Genomic DNA, 18,844 nt, shown 5'->3' with positions numbered 1-18,844 from the left:
AAGATGAAAACATTGTTAGAGGTAAAAGATTTACAAGTCTCCTTTGATACACATGCAGGTGAAGTACAAGCTGTACGCGGCGTTACTTTTGATTTGAAAAAAGGAGAAACATTGGCGATTGTAGGAGAATCTGGTTCAGGGAAATCAGTTACTTCTAAAGCGTTAATGGGATTAATTCCGAATCCTCCTGGACGCATTAAAAATGGTGAAATCGTATTTGAAGGTCGTGACTTAACAAAATTAACAGAAAAAGAAATGCAGCAAGTACGCGGTAAAGATATTGCGATGATTTTCCAAGATCCAATGACATCATTAAACCCAACGATGACAATTGGAAATCAAATTATGGAAGGTCTAATTAAACACCAAGGGATGAGTAAAGCAGATGCACGTAAAGTTGCTTTAGAGTTAATTGACCTTGTAGGTATTCCAAATCCAGAAGCTCGTTTAAAACAATATCCTCACCAATTCTCAGGTGGTATGAGACAGCGTGTAGTTATTGCGATGGCGTTAGCTTGTAACCCGAAATTATTAATTGCCGATGAGCCGACAACAGCGCTAGACGTTACGATTCAGGCGCAAATTTTAGAACTTATGAAAGACATTCAGCAAAAAACAGAAGCAGCAATCATTTTCATTACGCATGACTTAGGTGTAGTAGCAAACGTTGCGGACCGAGTGGCAGTTATGTACGCTGGTAAAGTTGTTGAAATTGGAACTGTAGATGAAATTTTCTACAATCCGAAACATCCATATACTTGGGGTTTAATCGCATCTATGCCAAGTTTAGATGGTTCAGAAGAAGAGTTATATGCAATCCCTGGAACGCCTCCAGATTTATTGAAGCCGCCAAAGGGAGATGCTTTTGCACCACGTAACCCACAGGCACTGAAAATTGATTTTGAAATGGACCCACCTTTATTTAAAGTAAGTGATACGCACTATGCGGCAACTTGGTTACTTCACGAGCAAGCTCCAGAAGTAAAACCGCCGGCAGTCGTTGAAAAACGCATTCTTCAAATGAAAGCAGGTGAACAACATGACTAAACAACGTGAGAAATTAATTGAAGTAAAAAATGTAAAGCAGCACTTCGACGTGAGTGGTGGTGTTGTCAAAGCGGTTAATGATATTTCATTTGATATTTACCGCGGAGAAACATTTGGTCTTGTAGGAGAATCAGGTTGTGGTAAATCGACAACTGGAAGAACGATTATTCGTTTATATGATGCAACTGCTGGTGAAGTGTTATTCGATGGTGAAAATGTACATGGTAAAAAATCACGCGCAGAGCTGAAGAAATTCAACCGTAAAATGCAAATGATTTTCCAAGATCCATATGCATCATTAAACCCTCGTATGACAGTAGGGGATATTATTGCAGAAGGTATCGATATTCACGGACTAGCGAAAAGTAAAAAAGAGCGCATGGACCGTGTTCATGAACTATTAAACACAGTTGGTTTAAATAAAGAGCACGCAAACCGTTTCCCACACGAATTCTCAGGTGGACAACGTCAGCGTATCGGTATCGCTCGAGCGCTTGCTGTAGACCCAGAATTTATCATTGCCGATGAGCCGATCTCAGCACTTGACGTATCGATTCAGGCGCAAGTTGTAAACTTACTGAAAAAGTTACAAAAAGAAAAAGGTTTAACATACTTATTCATCGCCCATGATTTATCAATGGTAAAATACATTAGTGACCGTATTGGTGTAATGTACCGTGGCCAAATCGTTGAGTTAACAACAAGTGATGAATTATATGCGAATCCAATTCATCCATATACGAAATCACTATTATCAGCGATTCCACTTCCAGATCCAGATTATGAGCGCAATCGTAAACGTATCGTATATGATCCATCACAGCATAATTATGGTAGTGAAGCACCAACAATGCGTGAAATTCGCCCAGGACATTTCGTACTATGTTCGGAAGCGGAGTACAAGAAATATAAAGAGATTTATCAATAAGAAAAAGAGCCATTCTTCTGTTATGGAAGGATGGCTCTTTTTCTACTATATAAAAGAATTGTATACATTTGTCGGTCAGTCGATATATTTAAAGAATCGCCGATATAAATCTCATGTATCATTAGTGATATCCATATGCAAAATTACTGAACTTGAACAGAAACATTCTCCTCTTGTTCTTCAGGTTTAACAAGTGCATAACGCTCCCATGCTCTACTTTTCCAGCGGAAGAACATAATAATGGCACGTGTCCATTCGTCGATGGCGATTGCTAGCCAAATACCAACGAGCCCCATATCTAAATGAAAGGCGAAAAAGTAACCTAGTGGTAAACTCATTAACACCATAGAGAATGCACCGATTAAAACAGGATATTTTGCATCACCAGCTGCACGAAGCGAATTAATGATGACGATGTTCATCGTACGTCCCGTTTCAAGTAGTACACTTAGTAAAAGAACACTTGCGCCTAACCCGATAATGTACGGATTATCTGTAAACAGTCCCATTAATTGTGTACGGAATGTAATAACGAGAGCGACCATACATAAAGTTACACCAATCGCCCATTTTACACTTTTCCACAAGCGTTCGTATGCTTCATCTTTTTCGCCACCACCAACGAGGCGGCCAATAATAATGGCTGTTCCCATACCAATTGCAATTGCAAATAAATAAGTGAACATGGAAATGTTAGTAGCGTATTGTCTAGCAGCTAATGATTCCGTTCCTAAGTACGTTGCGTAATAAAGGAAGACGATTTGACAAGCTTGATACATCACTTGTTCAAATGCAGATGGAATGCCAATTTTTAAAATTTTCCTAATGTATTCTTTGGATAAAGTGAAGTAATATTGTAATTTCACACGATATTCCATAACGCGGTATAGTAACCAGAAGAAAACAATAAGTGCGATCAATCGACTGATAGCGGAAGAAATTGCAGCCCCTTGTACACCGAGCTCAGGGAAACCAGATTTCCCGAAAATGAGTACGTAGTTTCCGGCGATATGAATCATATTCATTCCGAGTGAAATAAACATCGCTTGCTTTGTAAAACCGTGTACACGGATAATTGCGGCTAATGAGTTAATAATAGCTTGTAGGAAGATGGCTCCTCCGACGATAGATAAGTAGTTTTGCGCATACGTTAGTACATCGCCTTGTAAGTTCATTGCGAGCATCATATGTTTCGAAAATAAAAGAAAACCAGCGCTTATAACGAGCCCAACTATTAAATTTAATGTGACGGCTAATGCTGATATTTTAGATGCTTCCATAAAGCGTTTGGAACCGAGGTATTGAGATACAACGATAGCAGCGCCGTTCCCGATGACTTCTAATACCAAAATCGCAATATGAAGATATTGATTCGCTGCACCAACCCCAGATACAGCATCGTCTGATAATGCACTTAACATGAAAGTATCAGCGATCCCCATTAACATAAAAAGAAAAACTTCTAGAAAAATAGGCCATGTTAATAAGAATAAACTTAATTTCTCAGTAGGCCCGTTTTTTACCTGAATTGCTGCCATGTCCGTCCCCTCTTTACCGATATCTATTTTTAGCAAAATGTATCGTAACATACTTTCTTAACCTTTGCACTCATTTTAGCCTACATATTTTTATTATGAAGAGAGTGCTATTTTATGATAAAAACAAAAGGATAATTATACATAAAATATTATGAGATATAAAATTCGTTTTTCTCTGATAATTTAGAAAAGTATAAAAAATATCATTTTTAACACTTTAGTATGAATAATCAGCAATATGAAACGTTTACAAAGATATATTTTTTAACGAAAAATTTTAATGAAATAGAAATATAAATATACAAAAAATATATTTGTGTGTATAATATGAATTATTAGAACATATATATATTTCTTTTTGTTTGAAAATGAAAGGGTTAACATTTTTTTGGAGGGTGGAAGTATGAAAAAAAAGATACCAGTTTTTGTAGCATCAACAGTAGCGATGAGCATGATGTTAGGGGCATGTAGCTATCAAAAAGATGAATCGCAAGCAAACGCTAAAGGGGATAGCGGAAAAAGCGGCGCGAAGCAAGTTATTAACTTAATTGAAACACAAGAAATTCCAACGATGGATCCAGCGTTATCAGCTGATGCAGTTTCTTCAAGAGTAATGACTAATACGATGGAAGGCTTATACAGTTTAGGAAAAGATGATAAGCTAGTTCCTGGTGTAGCGAAGGAATTCAAAAAATCAGAAGATGGTAAAAAATATACATTTAAATTACGTGAAGACGCAAAATGGTCAAATGGTGAGCCTGTGACGGCAAAAGATTTCGTATATGCATGGCAAAGAGCGATTAACCCAGATACAGCTGCGAAATCAGCGTACATTATGTATGATATAAAAAATGCAGAGAAAATTAATAAAAAAGAGATGAGTCCGGATCAATTAGGGGTAAAGGCGATTGATGATTATACATTAGAAGTGGAATTAGATAATTCAATTCCATACCTTGTAGATTTAATGGTATATCCAATCTTCTATCCTGTGAATGAAAAGTTTGTGAAAGAGCAAGGTGCGAAGTTTGGTTTGGAAGCGAATACAACGCTTTATAACGGGCCATTTACATTAAGTGATTGGCAACATGAACGTAGCTTTAAAATGACAAAGAGCGCGTCATATTGGGACAATAAAGAAGTGAAGATTGAAGAAGTAAACTTTAATATTGTAAAAGATACATCTACGCCAATTAACTTATATGAAACAAATGCAATTGATCGAGCGTCGTTATTAGCGGAGTTTATTGATAAATATAAAGGAAAACCAGATTTCCAAACAGTAGAAGATACATCTGTATTCTTCCTTCGTTTAAATCAAAAAGATCCAGCTTTAGCAAATAAAAATATTCGTAAAGCAATTTCACTTGCTTTTGACCGTAAGCCATTCGTGGATACATTATTAAATAACGGTTCTAAGCCAGCGACAGGATTAATTCCTGATAACTTCATTAAAGGACCAGATAAAAAAGATTTCCGTGCTGTAAACGGGGATATTGTAAAACCAAACGTGAAAGAAGCGAAGAAATATTGGGAAGCTGGTAAAAAAGAACTTGGTAAAAATGAAATCGAATTAGAATTATTAAATGAAGATGTAGAGTTATCAAAGAAAACTGGTGAATATTTAAAAGGTGAATTAGAAAAGAATTTACCAGGTTTAACAGTAAAAATTAAACAACAACCATTCGCACAAAAACTAAAATTAGAAGATGCGGGCGATTATGTCATGTCATTCTCTGGATGGAGTGCGGACTTCCCAGATCCAATTACATATCTTGATATGTTTGTAACAGATGGGTCACAAAATAAGATGAAGTACTCTAATCCAAAATACGATGAAATCATTATGAAGGCGAAAAAAGATGGAAGCGATGTAAATGCTCGTTGGAAGAACTTATTAGAAGCAGAAAAAATGTTACTTGATGATGCTGCGATCGTTCCAGTATATCAACGTGGTAGAGCATATTTACAAAGAGATTCAATTAAAAATATGTATAACCATAAATATGGCGGCGATTTAAGCTTTAAATGGGCGTCAGTAGAGAAATAAGAAAAAAAGCAGGTGATCACCTGCTTTTTTTAATACGTTCGTTTCTTATAAATGCCTTTTCCGCCAACTTGGTTCCAGCCAGATTGTACATCCAAACCTTTGTTAACAAACTTCATTTTTTCTTTTCCACCAAAGAGCTTTTCGCCGATGCTATTTGTAATGACACCAATCAATGCTGTTATTCCGATGATGAGGGCAGCAACCGTAATAAAATCAATAAAAAAAGCAATCATTTGAAAACTCCCCCTTTGCCTGTCTGTATGTTTATTGTATGAGATAAAAAATGAAAAAGAAAGAAATGTCAGAAAAATATTTAATTTACTTTAGAAATCATGTAGACAGGAGGGAGGATATTTGTTAAAATAAGAACAAATGTTCCTTTTTATTCTCATTTGTATAGTCTTACATTTCTTAATTGATTTATCAAGAAAAAGTAAGAAAACGTTCTCTTTTTCATAGGGAAGATTATAGATAAATAACTATATATTATATGAAAAATCTATGGGAAGTGAGTAGTAAAAGGGTTGAAAGTTATTGTTAAAGTACAGCTGAAATGAGCGTAATCATGTTACATAGCAGTGAAATACACGGGAGAGTTTTCTCAACTAGCAGGAAATTTACTGTATATTTCTTGCAAAATCTATTGTATAATGATTATAGAAGTTACTTATTAAAAGTAATTGTTGTTTATTATAAGTTGTTGCTTACATGAAATGTGATTTTTGTACTTTTCAATAAGACAAGTTATCACGAAAAATTGCTGAAGTTAGAAATTAAAACTGTATTTAGTACAGAATTTGTACTCTTTAAGGAGAGTGAGCTTTGTATGGTAACATTATATAGTTCTCCAAGCTGTACGTCTTGTAGAAAGGCGAAATTATGGCTAGAGGAAAATCATATTCCCTATACAGAACGTAATATTTTCTCAGATCCATTAACGATTGAGGAAATTAAAGAGATTTTACGTATGACAGAAAGCGGAACGGATGAGATTATTTCTACTCGTTCGAAAGTTTTCCAAGAATTGAATGTAAACTTAGAGTCTTTACCACTTCAAGATTTATATAAGATGATTCGTGACTATCCAGGGATTTTACGTCGTCCAATTATGATTGACGAGAAACGCCTTCAAGTTGGTTACAACGAAGACGAAATTCGTCGTTTCTTACCACGTACAGTAAGAACGTTCCAATTACGTGAAGCACAACGTCTTGTAAATTAATTATAATAATATGAAAACCTTCTACCTATTATATAGTAGAAGGTTTTTTTTAATGTTTCACATTGCGTAATCGAACTTGTTGTACAATAAAGCCGATGCATAAAATAGTGAAAATGAACAAATAAGGAATGCTTGCAGTGAAACTTGGATTGTTATGAAAAAAGGTTGCAAGTCTGTCTTCATGTGTAACCATTTTTCCTGCAGTATAGGCAAGAATTGCTGCACCGCAATAAATGAGGAATGGAAATCGCTCCATAAGTATTAAAATAAGTTTGCTGCCCCAAATAATAATCGGGATAGAAATGAGTAAGCCGATTATGACGAGTAAAAATCTCCCGTGAGCTGCACCTGCAATGGCAATAACATTATCAAACCCCATAACGAGATCCGCGAAAACAATTGTCCGCACAGCTTGAAATAAAGTTGTTTTTCCTTGAATAGAAGAAAGATCGTTGCTATTATCGGTTAATAAATTGACTGCAATTAATGTAAGTAAAACCCCGCCAATCAATTGTAGAAATGGAATGTCGAGTAAATAGACAGCTAGTATAGTAAGGACAATTCTTAGTACAATCGCTAAAAGAGTACCGATCAAAATAGCCTTATTTCGTTTCGATTCAGGTAAATTTCGGCTAGCTAGTGCGATGACGATTGCATTGTCACCACCTAATACAACATCGATACCGACAATCATTAGTACGGATGTTAAAAACTCTAAGTCCATTCGTCTGCCTCCATTTATGATGTTTTAATAAGCGAACTATATGTATGTGATGAAGAAAGTTGTTGTTAAATAATCTCTTCTAATAGAAGTTTCACTTTATTACAGTGTACGGGGGAATGTGGAAATGTATGTCCAAATTTTTTGTAAGTAAGAAATCGCTATAATAATATATTTACGTAGTTGATCGAGTAAAGATAGGCATATAACTATTTTTGTAAAATAAATCGATTTTATTTCCATTCTGGAGAATCTTATCATAAAATGAGAGTACAAGAATCTATTGATTTGTCATATGAGTGGGGAATCCCTTCATAACAATTCTAAGCAGGAAGGGAGAGTTGTATTTTGGATATTGAAAGAATTAATGATCATACGATGAAATTTTTTATTACGTACATTGATATAGAGGATAGAGGATTTAATCGTGAAGAGATTTGGTATGATCGCGAACGAAGTGAAGAGCTCTTTTGGGAGATGATGGACGAAGCTCGTGATCATGACGATTTCTTTATTGATGGGCCGTTATGGATTCAAGTGCAAGCAGTCGATAAAGGGATTGAAGTACTTGTCACGAAAGCAGAGCTTTCAAAGGACGGGCAAAAGCTGGAACTACCGATAGGGGTAGACAAAATTATAGATATTCCTCTAGATGAAGGCATCGAATCATTATTCCAACAAGAATTAGTCGAAGAGGTAGAAGAACAAACAGGAACAAACTTTAATGAAGATGGTACGTTTGGCTTTTTAATTAAGTTTAATGATTTTGAAGATGTCATTTCATTAAGTCATCGTCTTATCTTTGAAGATATAAAAGATGAGCTGTATTCATTTGAGAACCGCTATTATGTATATGTGGAATTCGATGAAGTGCTACATGATGAAGAAGAAATCGATCGTATTTTAAGTATTATTTTAGAATATGGGGAAGAATCAACTTTAACAATTCATCGTGTAAGTGAGTATGGAAAACAAATTGTGAAAGAGCATGCTCTTGAAACGATTCGCAATAATTTTCCTGCTAAAACGTAGGCCGATTTCTGTAGTATGAAATCGGCTTTTTATATGAAGAATAGGAAAGCTTTCTTAGTTAGGAGGTAAGAGATGAAAAATACGTTAAAGCTGATTTTCTTTATACTGCTATTGTTCGCATTATTTGTTTCATTACGTATGTTTATTGATGTAGCATTTTATTCAGATGTGATTGGGATAAAAGATGTTTCGGTTTTAGGTATTATTAGTATTTTATTTACAGTATCTGCGTTTTTAATTGGTTGCGTTATTTTCTTAGAGAACCGTCATCCGTCAAAAACACTTACATGGCTCATTGTGTTAGGTATTTTTCCGGTATTTGGATTCTTCGCTTATTTATTATTCGGACAGAACTTTCGGAGGAAGAGAATGTTCCAAAAGAAGGCGTTGCTCGATGAACAAGCGTTTTTACAATATAAGGGGCATGAAGATTACGAAGAACGGATTTTACGCAATCATAAGCATCAAGAGCTGTTATTTCGTTTAGCGGATCGCTTAGGCGCTTTAAATATTTCATTTCAAACTGAAACGAGAACATTAACAAATGGAGATGAAACATTTCAGGCCATTTTAGATGGATTAAAACGAGCGAAACATCACATTCATATGGAATATTACATTGTGCGTGATGATAAGCTTGGAACGGAAATTAAAGATATTTTAATACAAAAATCAAAAGAGGGCGTAGTCGTTCGTTTTTTGTATGATGCGGTTGGAAGTTTTAAATTATCAAAATCGTATATTGAAGAATTAAACGATGCAGGAGTCGAAATGATTCCGTTCTTCCCTGTACGCTTTCCGATTTTAAACGATAAAATTAATTATCGAAATCATCGAAAAATCGTTATTATTGATGGAAATGAAGGCTTTGTAGGTGGATTAAATATTGGTGATGAATATTTAGGGAAGGATAAGTACTTCGGCTTTTGGCGAGACACACATTTATATTTGCGTGGTGAAGCTGTACAAAGTTTGCAGCTTATTTTCCTTCAAGATTGGTTTTATATGACTGGTGAGGCTGTGCTAGCCCCTGAATATTTACAAGCGAAAGCAGTTGAGGGGGAGCATTGGGGAGGCGTGCAGCTTGTTGCAGGTGGGCCTGATAATAAATGGGAAACGATTAAGCATTTATATTTTGCCATGATTGCTTCTGCTCGGAAATCCATTTGGATTGCAACGCCGTATTTTATTCCGGATGATGATATTTTATCCGCATTAAAGGTTGCTGCACTTGCTGGTATTGATGTTCGTTTATTAATGCCGAGTAAACCGGATAAGCGTACTGTCTTTTACGCATCGAGATCTTACTTCCCAGAGCTTTTAGATGCAGGTGTAAAGATATATGAATATGAAAAAGGTTTTCTTCATAGTAAAGTTGTCATCGTCGATTCTGATTTAGCTTCAATTGGGACAGCTAATATGGATATGAGAAGTTTTCATTTGAATTTTGAAGTAAATGCCTTTTTATATGATACAGATAGCATTCGAAAACTTGTTCAAGACTTTAAAGATGATTTAGAAGAATCAAGTGAAATTCATGTTGATCATTTTCATAAAAGACGTCTTCATAGACGAATTGTTGAATCAACATACCGCTTATTATCACCTTTATTATAAAAAGAGATGTCCGAAATTGGGACATCTCTTTTTTAAAAGGAATTTGTAACAAATTGTAGAATATAAGGAGCTGAAAGGGTGTGATTACGATATTTATCGCTAAAAGAGAAAACGGAGAGAAAATTCATTTACTCTATAATTGTAATGAAAAGCTTTTGCGCCGTATGCGTCAACAAGAACGATTCTTTTGTGTAGCTTGTGGAAAGGAAGTGCAAATGAAATTAGGGAAACAAAAAAGTTGGCATTTTGCTCATAAAAAAGTGGATTCATGTCTTGCCTTTTATGAAGCGGAATCAACGTATCATATGCATGGTAAAGAATTGTTATATAGATGGTTCAAGCGTCAAAACTTTCAGGTGGATATAGAGTACTACCTTCCAGAAATTAAGCAACGACCAGATGTTTTTGTAGAGAGGGCGGGCAGAAAAATTGCAATTGAATACCAATGTGCAAACCTCGCTATAGAGCAGCTGTACAAAAGAACATATTCGTATTGGCAAGCTGGTATACAGGTCATTTGGATCGTTGGTGGAAATCAATTGAAAAAGCAATCTGCATATTGGATGAAATTTTCCTCACTTATGGCTTTCTCCTTACAATCTTATCCTCAGCCACTTCTTATTTTCTTCTGTCCGAAACAAAAATCATTTATGAAATGTGCATTTGTCACTCCCTTTTCTACAAATGTCTTTTTCTCACATACTATATATTTACCAACTGATACGACTACTTTTGAAATGCTTTTTTCTCCCGTTCCTTTCGGGAAAGAAAGATTGGGTGAAGAGTGGAAGAAGAGAAAGAACTACTTCCGCAAAAATGCCCTGCCGATTTGGAATTATAATTATAAGTCATTATTACGCCTCTTATATCAATTTAAATGTACCCCAGCGAGCTTTCCTTCTGAAATTGGTGTTCCACTCCCTTCTGGATTTGCTTTTCAAACAAACCCATTTATATGGCAAGCTTTTCTCTATATGAAGTGTATAGGGGAGCTTGCAGTGGGAGAGTGTATTTCTCTTCAATACGTGTGTAGTTATGTAAAAAGGTATACGAAAAGGCGGATACTTCCGTACTTTTCAAAGCATATATGGAAAGTGGCAGTTACTGAATATATGAAATTTTTATGCTATATAGGTGTTTTGCGTAAAGTGGGAACTTATACGTACCGGAAAATAAGGGATGTCATGATGTTAAAAACAGAGGAGGAGATTATGAAACATGATGAGATTTGCTTAATACATGCGCTATCTTTATTTGAGGCAAATTTTAACATGAGAGGAGGAAAAGGGGATATAATAAAGAATGATTGTGAAGGAATTACATAAGAAAAAAACGAATTGTACTTAAGTAGAGATATTTAAAGGAGGGCTTAAAGAATGTCTGAACAAAACAAAGCGAAAGCATTACCAGATCGCAACGAGATTGAAGAAGCAAGTACGTGGCGATTAGAAGATATTTTCCAAACGGATGCAGAATGGGAAAAAGAATTTCAAGCTATTAAAGAGCTATTGCCGAAGTTAACTGAATTTAAAGGGAAACTTGGTGACTCTGCGGACAATTTACTTGAGGCATTGCAATATGAAGATGAAATATCAATGCGATTAGGTAAGTTATATACATATGCTCATATGCGTTACGATCAAGATACAACAAACTCTGTATATCAAGCATTAAATGATCGCGCAACAAATTTATATTCACAAGTATCTAGTAGCACAGCGTATATTGTTCCTGAAATTTTATCGATTTCAGAAGATACACTGCAAACATTCTTGAAGGAAAATAGAGATTTAAGTGTATATGAACATGCATTAGAAGAAATTACACGTCAACGCCCGCACGTATTATCAGAAGCTGAGGAAGCTTTATTAGCGGAAGCGTCTGAAGTAATGAGTTCATCAAGCAATACATTCGGTATGTTGAATAACGCGGATTTAAAATTCCCATCTATTAAAGGGGAAGACGGAGAAGAAATAGAAATTACACATGGCCGTTACATTCAGTTTTTAGAAAGTGATGATCCTCGTGTTCGCAAAGATGCATTTAAAGCTGTATATGAAACGTACGGAAAATTTAAAAACACATTCGCAAGTACGTTAAGTGGAGCAGTAAAACGTAATAATTTCAATGCGCGTGTTCGTAAATATGATTCTGCTCGCCAAGCTGCATTGAGCAATAATAATATTCCGGAAGCAGTATACGATCAACTCGTTGAAACAGTAAATGACAACTTACATTTATTACACCGTTACATCGATATTCGTAAGCGTGCACTAGGACTTGATGAGCTTCATATGTATGATTTATATACACCACTTGTACCAGAAGTGAAAATGAATGTGAAATACGAAGAAGCGCAAGACCTTTTATTAAAATCTTTAAACGTACTTGGTGATGAATATGTTGACATTTTGAAAGAGGCATATGAAAATCGCTGGGTAGATGTGTATGAGAATAAAGGAAAACGAAGCGGGGCATATTCATCTGGTGCATATGGAACAAATCCGTATATTTTAATGAACTGGCATGATAATGTAAATAATTTATTTACACTTGCTCATGAGTTTGGTCATTCGGTGCATAGTTACTATACAAGAAAAACACAACCGCACGTATATGGTGATTATTCCATCTTCGTAGCAGAAGTGGCATCTACTTGTAATGAAGCGCTTTTAAATGATTATTTATTAAAAACGACAGAAGATAAGAAAGAGCGTCTATATTTATTAAATCATTATTTAGAAGGGTTCCGTGGTACTGTATTCCGTCAAACGATGTTTGCAGAGTTTGAACATATTATTCATAAGAAAGTACAAGAAGGACATGCTGTCACGCCAGACATGCTAACGGAAATTTACTACGATTTAAATAAGAAATATTTCGGTGACGCTTTAGTAATCGACGAAGAGATTGGTTTAGAATGGTCTCGTATTCCACACTTCTACTACAACTATTACGTATATCAATACGCAACAGGATTTAGTGCAGCGACAGCTCTGTCTAAACAGATTTTAGAAGAAGGACAACCAGCAGTAGAACGTTATATTAACGAGTTCTTAAAAGCAGGAAGCTCTGATTATCCAATTGAAGTGCTGAAAAAAGCAGGAGTAGATATGGCATCTCCTGAACCAGTAAAAGAGGCGCTACAAGTATTTGAAGAGAAATTAAATGAATTAGAAGCATTATTATTTGAAGAAAAGTAATGAAAAAAGACGAGGGATTGTATCCTCGTCTTTTTTGTTGAATAGATTTAATGTCGATATTTGTTGAAGAGAAAGGTGGATTTTTTTGTTTTTTCTAACTGAAAGGATAGCTTTACGGCTGATTTTTGAAATTAAAACCCTTTGAATCGTTTTTTATAATTGAAATAAGAGAGTGTGATAACGATGATTCCGAATAAAAGAGGTAAGGCAATAATTTTAGGAAAAGCTTGTAGTAGAGAGAGGATGTACAAGAAAAAAGAAACGATGACAGCTAGAAAGAGAAGAGCAATATAAGATTTTTTCATAAATAAACCCCCTAAATGACCTTTTTTATAGCTTATTCAAAAATGAAAACGTTTAGAATGTGACAAAAGTGTGAAATTCGACAAAAGGGGTTGTCATCTGACGTCGAATCTTGTAATATAATAAGCGTGAACGAATTCACATACAAACATATACCCCTTTGTTTGAACGTGAAAATTTCTCCCATCCCCTTTAATATTTTTATAAGCCGTAAAGAAGAAGACCTGGTGTTTACACCAGGTCTTTTTCTTTTGCTATCCATTTCCAATAACGTTCGCATTTTACTTCTATCATTTGTACTTTTCGTTTCAGTTGTAATTTTTTTAGTTCGCGTTCAATTTCTTGTTGCGGACAGTCATAAATAAATGCTACTTCTTTTGAAGATATAAATTGTGTTGCTTCTAGTAGCACTTCTAAAGGTGGTAATGGTTCTGGCTCAATTTCACATTTTACAAGTTCTTTCAATAATTGTACGTATACATCGTAGGAATAATTTCCAGCGATTTTAATACCTTCTTCATCTGAGTTCGCATGAAAAAAGACGAGGGAAGGTATTTCTGTAATATGCATTTCATTTGTGAATTTCAAGTCACATTGGAAAGCTTTTTTTGCACTAGCAGAATGTAGATCTTTTTTAAATTCTTCTACATCAATATTGCTATCTCTCGCACATGCAAGTAATAGTTCGCAATCAGGGTTTGATACATTTTCAAGGAAAATGTATTCTTGGAGTTTTCGCAAAAACTTCGAACCTGCTTTTCGGCCTTGCAACTCCGCTGCCTTAATTGCCATCGAAACTAAATATGGTGTTGACGATGCTTCTTGCATATGTACCTTTCCATCACATGAAAAACCTTGTAAACTGGTTGTCTTTTCCCACACAAATCGAATATTAGCAGGTTTATTCCATTTGTGTGAGGAAGCGTTCGTTCCATCCACTTTCCCTGTTACGATATGACGAATAGAGAAGTATTTCCCGTATTCAAGCCATAGTTTAATAATAAAAGGCTCAATTTCCCAGCAATCTTTACAAAGTGGATCAATAAATAAATATGCTTCTACAGACTTATGCTCGCATGCGGAAGGAGATGGCATATTTATATGCTTTGCTTCCTGCTTATCCATTACACTTCACCTGTTTCGTTTGGAGTATTAACCATATGCTGAGCGGTTAATGCTAAACGTTCAAAAACAAACTCTCTTATATGACCATGCACTCCAGTATCATCCATTGCTTGCTCCATACATGATAGCCAAGCCTCTGCTCGTTTTGGGGTAATCTCAAACGGGAGATGGCGTGCTCTTAACATAGGATGACCATGTTCTTCAGTGTACAAATTAGGACCACCTAAATATTGGGTTAAAAATTGCTTCTGCTTCCTAGCGGTTTCTGTTAAATCTTCCGGGAAGATGGGAGATAAGTCAGGGTGTTTACTGACATAGGAATAAAATGTATCTACTAATATTGCAATGCATTGTTCACCGCCAATTGCTTCAAATGGTGTCATCGGTTGCTTGCTCATCCTTTATAAACTCCTTTTTCCATGAAATGTATATCTATTGTAGCAATGGAATGTTCGAGAGGGCAAATAAACAGCCTTCTCAAAGATTCTTTGCTTATTCTACGGGTGTAACCTTTTTTAGTGAGATGTATCCACTAGTGAAACATATTCACTAGTGGAATTTTCACTTTAGCGTGCTTTGTTTTGTTTGGCAAGGAAAAAGCGTTTTACTTTGTTATTTGTATGGCGAACAGGTATGTTATGTTGCGTTAATAAATCAATAAATGTAGCTTTTCCTGTTTCTTCATCTTGCACTTCAAATTCAATTTCATAATCATCGTGATTGTAATAGAAACTATGATCAAAGACAAGCGTTCCGCCTTTAAATAATGTTTCTGCTCTTTCTGTTGTTAAACTACCCATATATGTTAAAGCAGAAACAGGAATTTGTAATTTGTGTAATTGATCTACTACTGCTCCTTGAATGATTGTGTTTGTTTCCATCATCATTTTTGCTTCATCTTCTGTTACGACTTGATGCGTTTCTAATAAACCGATTTCTGCAGGTTGTTTCAACGTTAACGTATAAGTTTCTCCTTTATGACGAATACGAAGTGCAGAGCCAGCTTCTTTTAACGAGAAGTCAGGTGTTTCAAAGTAGTGATTCACTTGTTTTGTAAATGCTTCAATAGAAAACGATTTACATAATGTATCGAATTCTTCTTTTGTAACGATATTTTTGAATTCAATTTCAATTTCTTGTGTCATTGTATAATCTCCTTTTGAAAAATAATTCTTTACACATTATCGCTTTTTCATAAATTTGGTTCAATGTTTTATTTGTTTGCGTCCATGTTATGATACAATAATACTGTTAAGTAAGACAGGAAGTTGAGATGGAGGAGTTAGAGCATGCAAAATAAAATCCAAGTTAAGAGCGTAGAAAAGAGAGAGAATGCTCTTATTTTTTGTGCGGAAAATAGTGAAATAGAGGTAAAGGAGTTAAGTGCACGTAATCATGTACTTGTAGACTCAGACAATTTATCATTTTTATATATCTTAGAAAACGAATCATCTTTCATTTATGTAAGTATTCCGCACACATGCTGGGAAGCAATGCATGAAGCGATGAATAACGATGTGGTTATGTTCGTTCGTGTGAATGAAATTGAAATGGAATTAGAAGGATTAAAAGAAGAAGTAGAATATTTAGTTGAAAATATTGAAGGTAATGCAAATTACGGAGAAGAACTAGTAACTGCTGTAGAAAAAGTATTTCTATAAGCAAATGGATTGATTTTGGTGGTGGTTGAAATGAATCGAAATTGGGAAGAATTTTTAGCACCTTACTACCAAGCGGTGGCAGAGCTGAAAGTGAAACTAAAAGGAATGCGTACTCAATTTACAATGTTAACAGAGCATTCTCCAATTGAGTTTGTAACAGGAAGGGTAAAGTCGGTTCCAAGTATTATTGATAAAGCGGAGAAGAGAAATGTACCGCTGAACCGGCTGAGAGAAGATATGCAAGATATCGCGGGCCTTCGAATGATGTGTCAATTTGTTGATGAGATTAAGCCTGTTGTAGAATATCTTCGCAAACGAAATGACTTTGAAATCGTGGAAGAACGTGATTATGTCACGCAGAAGAAAGATAGCGGTTATCGTTCTTATCACGTTGTCATTAGTTACCCAGTCCAAACGATTCAGGGTGAACAAAAAGTATTGGTAGAAATCCAAATACGCACGCTAGCAATGAATTTTTGGGCAACAATTGAGCATTCTTTAAATTATAAATATAGTGGACGTTTTCCTGAAGATATTAAAATACGCTTGCAACGCGCAGCAGAAGCAGCATTTTTATTAGATGAAGAAATGTCTTCTATCCGTCTTGAAATTCAAGAAGCGCAGAAAGCTTTTTCAAGAAAGCAAGAAACGAAAGATTCCGAATCATAAACTAAAGGGTGTTGTGCGATGAAATTTACAATTATGTCAAAGGGAGATCAATCATCAGATGCACTGGCAAGCACGATGAAAGAATACTTGCTAGATTTCGGATTTATAATGGATGAAAAGGAACCCGATATTGTAATTTCTGTTGGGGGAGATGGAACGCTTTTATATGCATTTCATCGTTATTATGATCGATTGGCTGAAACGGCATTTGTTGGTGTACATACAGGACATCTAGGTTTCTATGCAGATTGGTTACCGACAGAAGTAGAGAAATTAGTAATTGCAATTGCGAAAACACCATTCCAAGTGGTGGAATATCCGCTTTTAGAAGTTATTATTCGCTATGTGAATGGAAGTAAAGAGTCACAGTATTTAGCGATGAATGAGGCGACTGTAAAAAGTGCAGAAGGTACATTAGTAACAGAAGTAGAAATACGCGGAGAATATTTTGAAACATTCCGCGGAGACGGCCTTTGTATCTCTACTCCTTCAGGAAGTACCGCGTATAATAAAGCGCTTGGCGGAGCGATTATTCACCCATCTATTGAAGCGATACAAATTGCAGAAATGGCGTCCATTAACAATCGTGTATTTCGTACTGTAGGATCGCCGCTCGTATTGCCGAAGCATCATACATGTGTGTTAAAGCCAGCTGCAGGAATGAACTTACAAATTACAGTGGATCATTTAACGATGGTTCATCAAGATGTGAAATCAATCCAGTATCGCGTCGCAAACGAGAAAGTACGATTTGTTCGTTTCCGTCCATTCCCGTTCTGGAAACGAGTTCGTGACTCGTTTGTTGCAGATAAATAGAAAGGGTTATATATTTGAACAGATTTACATTGAAATGGGATATAGGGCCGGCTGAAGAGGGAACTTTAGTTAGGGAATTTTTGAAAACGAAAGGCATTTCTAAAGCCGCTTTAACGGATATAAAGTTTCACGGCGGGGCAATTGAAGTAAATGGTCAACATGCGAGTGTTCGTCATCAGTTGCGTGCTGGTGAAGAATTACGTGTCTTTTTTCCAGTTGAGGAAAGAAGTGAAGGGATGATGGCAGAAGATATCCCTTTAAGCATTGTATATGAAGATGACGCGGTTCTTATCATTAATAAAGAGGCGAACATGTCAACGATTCCGTCTAGAGAACATCCGACAAGGAGTGTTGCCAATGCGCTTTTATATCATTATGATAAGCAGCACCTTGCAAGTACAGTGCACATCGTAACACGTTTAGATCGTGATACTTCGGGGCTTATGCTTATTGCAAAAAATCGTTTCGTGCATCATCTTTTATCGAAGCAGCATCAACAAAAAGCTGTGAAACGAACGTATGAAGCAATTGTTCACGGAAAGATTGTAGAACGAGAAGGAATGATTGATGCACCAATTGGTCGAAAATCTGATAGCATTATTGAGCGAACGGTTTGTGAGGATGGACAAAGGGCAGTTACTCATTTTAAGGTAATTGATAGTACATATCATAAGACACATGTAGCGCTTGAGCTTGAGACAGGAAGAACGCATCAAATTCGTGTGCATATGGCTCATATAGGACATCCGTTACTTGGTGATAGCTTATATGGAGGGAGAAGGGATGAAATGAAACGGCAAGCACTTCATAGTAAATCTTTGACGTTTTATCATCCTATTTTAGAGAAAGAGATGTCTTTCACTATAAAGCTTCCAAGCGATATGCAAGAAGTGTTGCGGCATACTTAAAAAG

At 35.7% G+C, this 18,844-nt stretch carries 19 protein-coding genes; 12 read left to right on the top strand and 7 right to left on the bottom strand.

Annotated elements, in window-relative coordinates:
- The first annotated feature begins 3 nt into the window (after window positions 1-3).
- The gene (locus tag D1166_RS01125) at window positions 4-1,047 is read left to right on the top strand and encodes an ABC transporter ATP-binding protein (protein ID WP_000854346.1); all 1,044 of its coding nucleotides are present in this window, start codon (window positions 4-6) and stop codon (window positions 1,045-1,047) included.
- Complete coding sequence (locus tag D1166_RS01120; protein ID WP_000166348.1) at window positions 1,040-1,975, top strand: ABC transporter ATP-binding protein; 936 nt, start codon at window positions 1,040-1,042, stop codon at window positions 1,973-1,975. Before D1166_RS01125 ends, D1166_RS01120 begins: the two co-directional genes overlap by 8 nt.
- Window positions 1,976-2,118: 143 nt before the next feature.
- Here the strand turns inward: D1166_RS01120 and D1166_RS01115 are convergent, their stop codons facing one another.
- Window positions 2,119-3,564 (bottom strand): MATE family efflux transporter, encoded by a 1,446-nt coding sequence (locus D1166_RS01115; RefSeq protein WP_118043229.1) that lies wholly within the window; start codon window positions 3,562-3,564, stop codon window positions 2,119-2,121.
- 352 nt (window positions 3,565-3,916) lie between these two features.
- On the opposite strand from D1166_RS01115, the gene D1166_RS01110 reads away from it, so the two are divergent.
- On the top strand, window positions 3,917-5,563 hold the full coding sequence (locus D1166_RS01110; protein WP_097855578.1) for a peptide ABC transporter substrate-binding protein: 1,647 nt from the start codon (window positions 3,917-3,919) through the stop codon (window positions 5,561-5,563).
- Between the two features lie 29 nt (window positions 5,564-5,592).
- On the opposite strand, the gene D1166_RS01105 is transcribed toward D1166_RS01110, so the two are convergent.
- Window positions 5,593-5,796 (bottom strand): hypothetical protein, encoded by a 204-nt coding sequence (locus D1166_RS01105; protein WP_097855579.1) that lies wholly within the window; start codon window positions 5,794-5,796, stop codon window positions 5,593-5,595.
- Window positions 5,797-6,389: 593 nt separating this feature from the next.
- Between D1166_RS01105 and spx the strand changes: the two genes are divergently transcribed.
- Complete coding sequence (gene spx, locus D1166_RS01100; protein ID WP_000258267.1) at window positions 6,390-6,785, top strand: transcriptional regulator Spx; 396 nt, start codon at window positions 6,390-6,392, stop codon at window positions 6,783-6,785.
- A gap of 49 nt (window positions 6,786-6,834) precedes the next feature.
- Here spx and D1166_RS01095 read toward each other — a convergent pair whose 3' ends face one another.
- A complete protein-coding gene (locus D1166_RS01095; protein WP_000362615.1) occupies window positions 6,835-7,509 on the bottom strand; it encodes a TerC family protein in 675 nt (224 codons plus the stop codon).
- A gap of 345 nt (window positions 7,510-7,854) precedes the next feature.
- On the opposite strand from D1166_RS01095, the gene mecA reads away from it, so the two are divergent.
- The 4 genes from mecA (at window position 7,855) to pepF (ending at window position 13,358) form a co-directional block, all read left to right on the top strand.
- Window positions 7,855-8,538: an adaptor protein MecA gene (gene mecA / locus D1166_RS01090; protein WP_000350716.1), complete on the top strand. Its 684-nt coding sequence runs from the start codon at window positions 7,855-7,857 to the stop codon at window positions 8,536-8,538.
- A gap of 72 nt (window positions 8,539-8,610) precedes the next feature.
- On the top strand, window positions 8,611-10,155 hold the full coding sequence (locus D1166_RS01085; RefSeq protein WP_000799198.1) for a cardiolipin synthase: 1,545 nt from the start codon (window positions 8,611-8,613) through the stop codon (window positions 10,153-10,155).
- 80 nt (window positions 10,156-10,235) lie between these two features.
- Entirely contained in the window at window positions 10,236-11,480 is a 1,245-nt protein-coding gene (locus D1166_RS01080; protein ID WP_097855580.1) for a competence protein CoiA, read from the top strand.
- Window positions 11,481-11,531: 51 nt separating this feature from the next.
- The gene (pepF, locus tag D1166_RS01075; protein WP_000003348.1) at window positions 11,532-13,358 is read left to right on the top strand and encodes an oligoendopeptidase F; all 1,827 of its coding nucleotides are present in this window, start codon (window positions 11,532-11,534) and stop codon (window positions 13,356-13,358) included.
- A 131-nt stretch (window positions 13,359-13,489) separates the two neighbouring features.
- Here pepF and D1166_RS31115 read toward each other — a convergent pair whose 3' ends face one another.
- The 4 genes from D1166_RS31115 to D1166_RS01060 form a co-directional block, all read right to left on the bottom strand.
- Window positions 13,490-13,663: a hypothetical protein gene (locus D1166_RS31115; protein ID WP_000750355.1), complete on the bottom strand. Its 174-nt coding sequence runs from the start codon at window positions 13,661-13,663 to the stop codon at window positions 13,490-13,492.
- 229 nt (window positions 13,664-13,892) lie between these two features.
- Complete coding sequence (locus D1166_RS01070) at window positions 13,893-14,786, bottom strand: ClpXP adapter SpxH family protein (protein WP_000360656.1); 894 nt, start codon at window positions 14,784-14,786, stop codon at window positions 13,893-13,895.
- A complete protein-coding gene (locus D1166_RS01065; protein WP_000043386.1) occupies window positions 14,786-15,184 on the bottom strand; it encodes a globin domain-containing protein in 399 nt (132 codons plus the stop codon). Before D1166_RS01065 ends, D1166_RS01070 begins: the two co-directional genes overlap by 1 nt.
- Before the next feature lie 168 nt (window positions 15,185-15,352).
- A complete protein-coding gene (locus D1166_RS01060) occupies window positions 15,353-15,931 on the bottom strand; it encodes a CYTH domain-containing protein (RefSeq protein WP_000191123.1) in 579 nt (192 codons plus the stop codon).
- A 144-nt stretch (window positions 15,932-16,075) separates the two neighbouring features.
- On the opposite strand from D1166_RS01060, the gene D1166_RS01055 reads away from it, so the two are divergent.
- From D1166_RS01055 to D1166_RS01040, 4 genes are read left to right on the top strand one after another with little or no spacing between them, the layout of a single operon-like run.
- Window positions 16,076-16,447: a UPF0738 family protein gene (locus tag D1166_RS01055; RefSeq protein ID WP_001180004.1), complete on the top strand. Its 372-nt coding sequence runs from the start codon at window positions 16,076-16,078 to the stop codon at window positions 16,445-16,447.
- Window positions 16,448-16,477: 30 nt separating this feature from the next.
- Window positions 16,478-17,116 carry a GTP diphosphokinase gene (gene yjbM, locus D1166_RS01050; RefSeq protein ID WP_001081490.1) on the top strand — a complete coding sequence of 213 codons (639 nt, stop codon included), beginning with the start codon at window positions 16,478-16,480 and terminating at the stop codon, window positions 17,114-17,116.
- A gap of 18 nt (window positions 17,117-17,134) precedes the next feature.
- Window positions 17,135-17,932, top strand: a complete 798-nt coding sequence (locus D1166_RS01045) for an NAD kinase (protein ID WP_000673182.1) — start codon at window positions 17,135-17,137, stop codon at window positions 17,930-17,932.
- A 14-nt stretch (window positions 17,933-17,946) separates the two neighbouring features.
- Window positions 17,947-18,840 carry an RluA family pseudouridine synthase gene (locus tag D1166_RS01040; RefSeq protein ID WP_097855581.1) on the top strand — a complete coding sequence of 298 codons (894 nt, stop codon included), beginning with the start codon at window positions 17,947-17,949 and terminating at the stop codon, window positions 18,838-18,840.
- The last annotated feature ends 4 nt before the right edge of the window (window positions 18,841-18,844 follow it).

The organism is Bacillus sp. ISO11 (assembly GCF_003458115.1).
Lineage (GTDB): Bacteria > Bacillota > Bacilli > Bacillales > Bacillaceae_G > Bacillus_A > Bacillus_A cereus.
The sequence above is the reverse complement of the archived record's forward strand: the minus strand, read 5'-3'. Positions and strand labels throughout refer to the sequence as shown.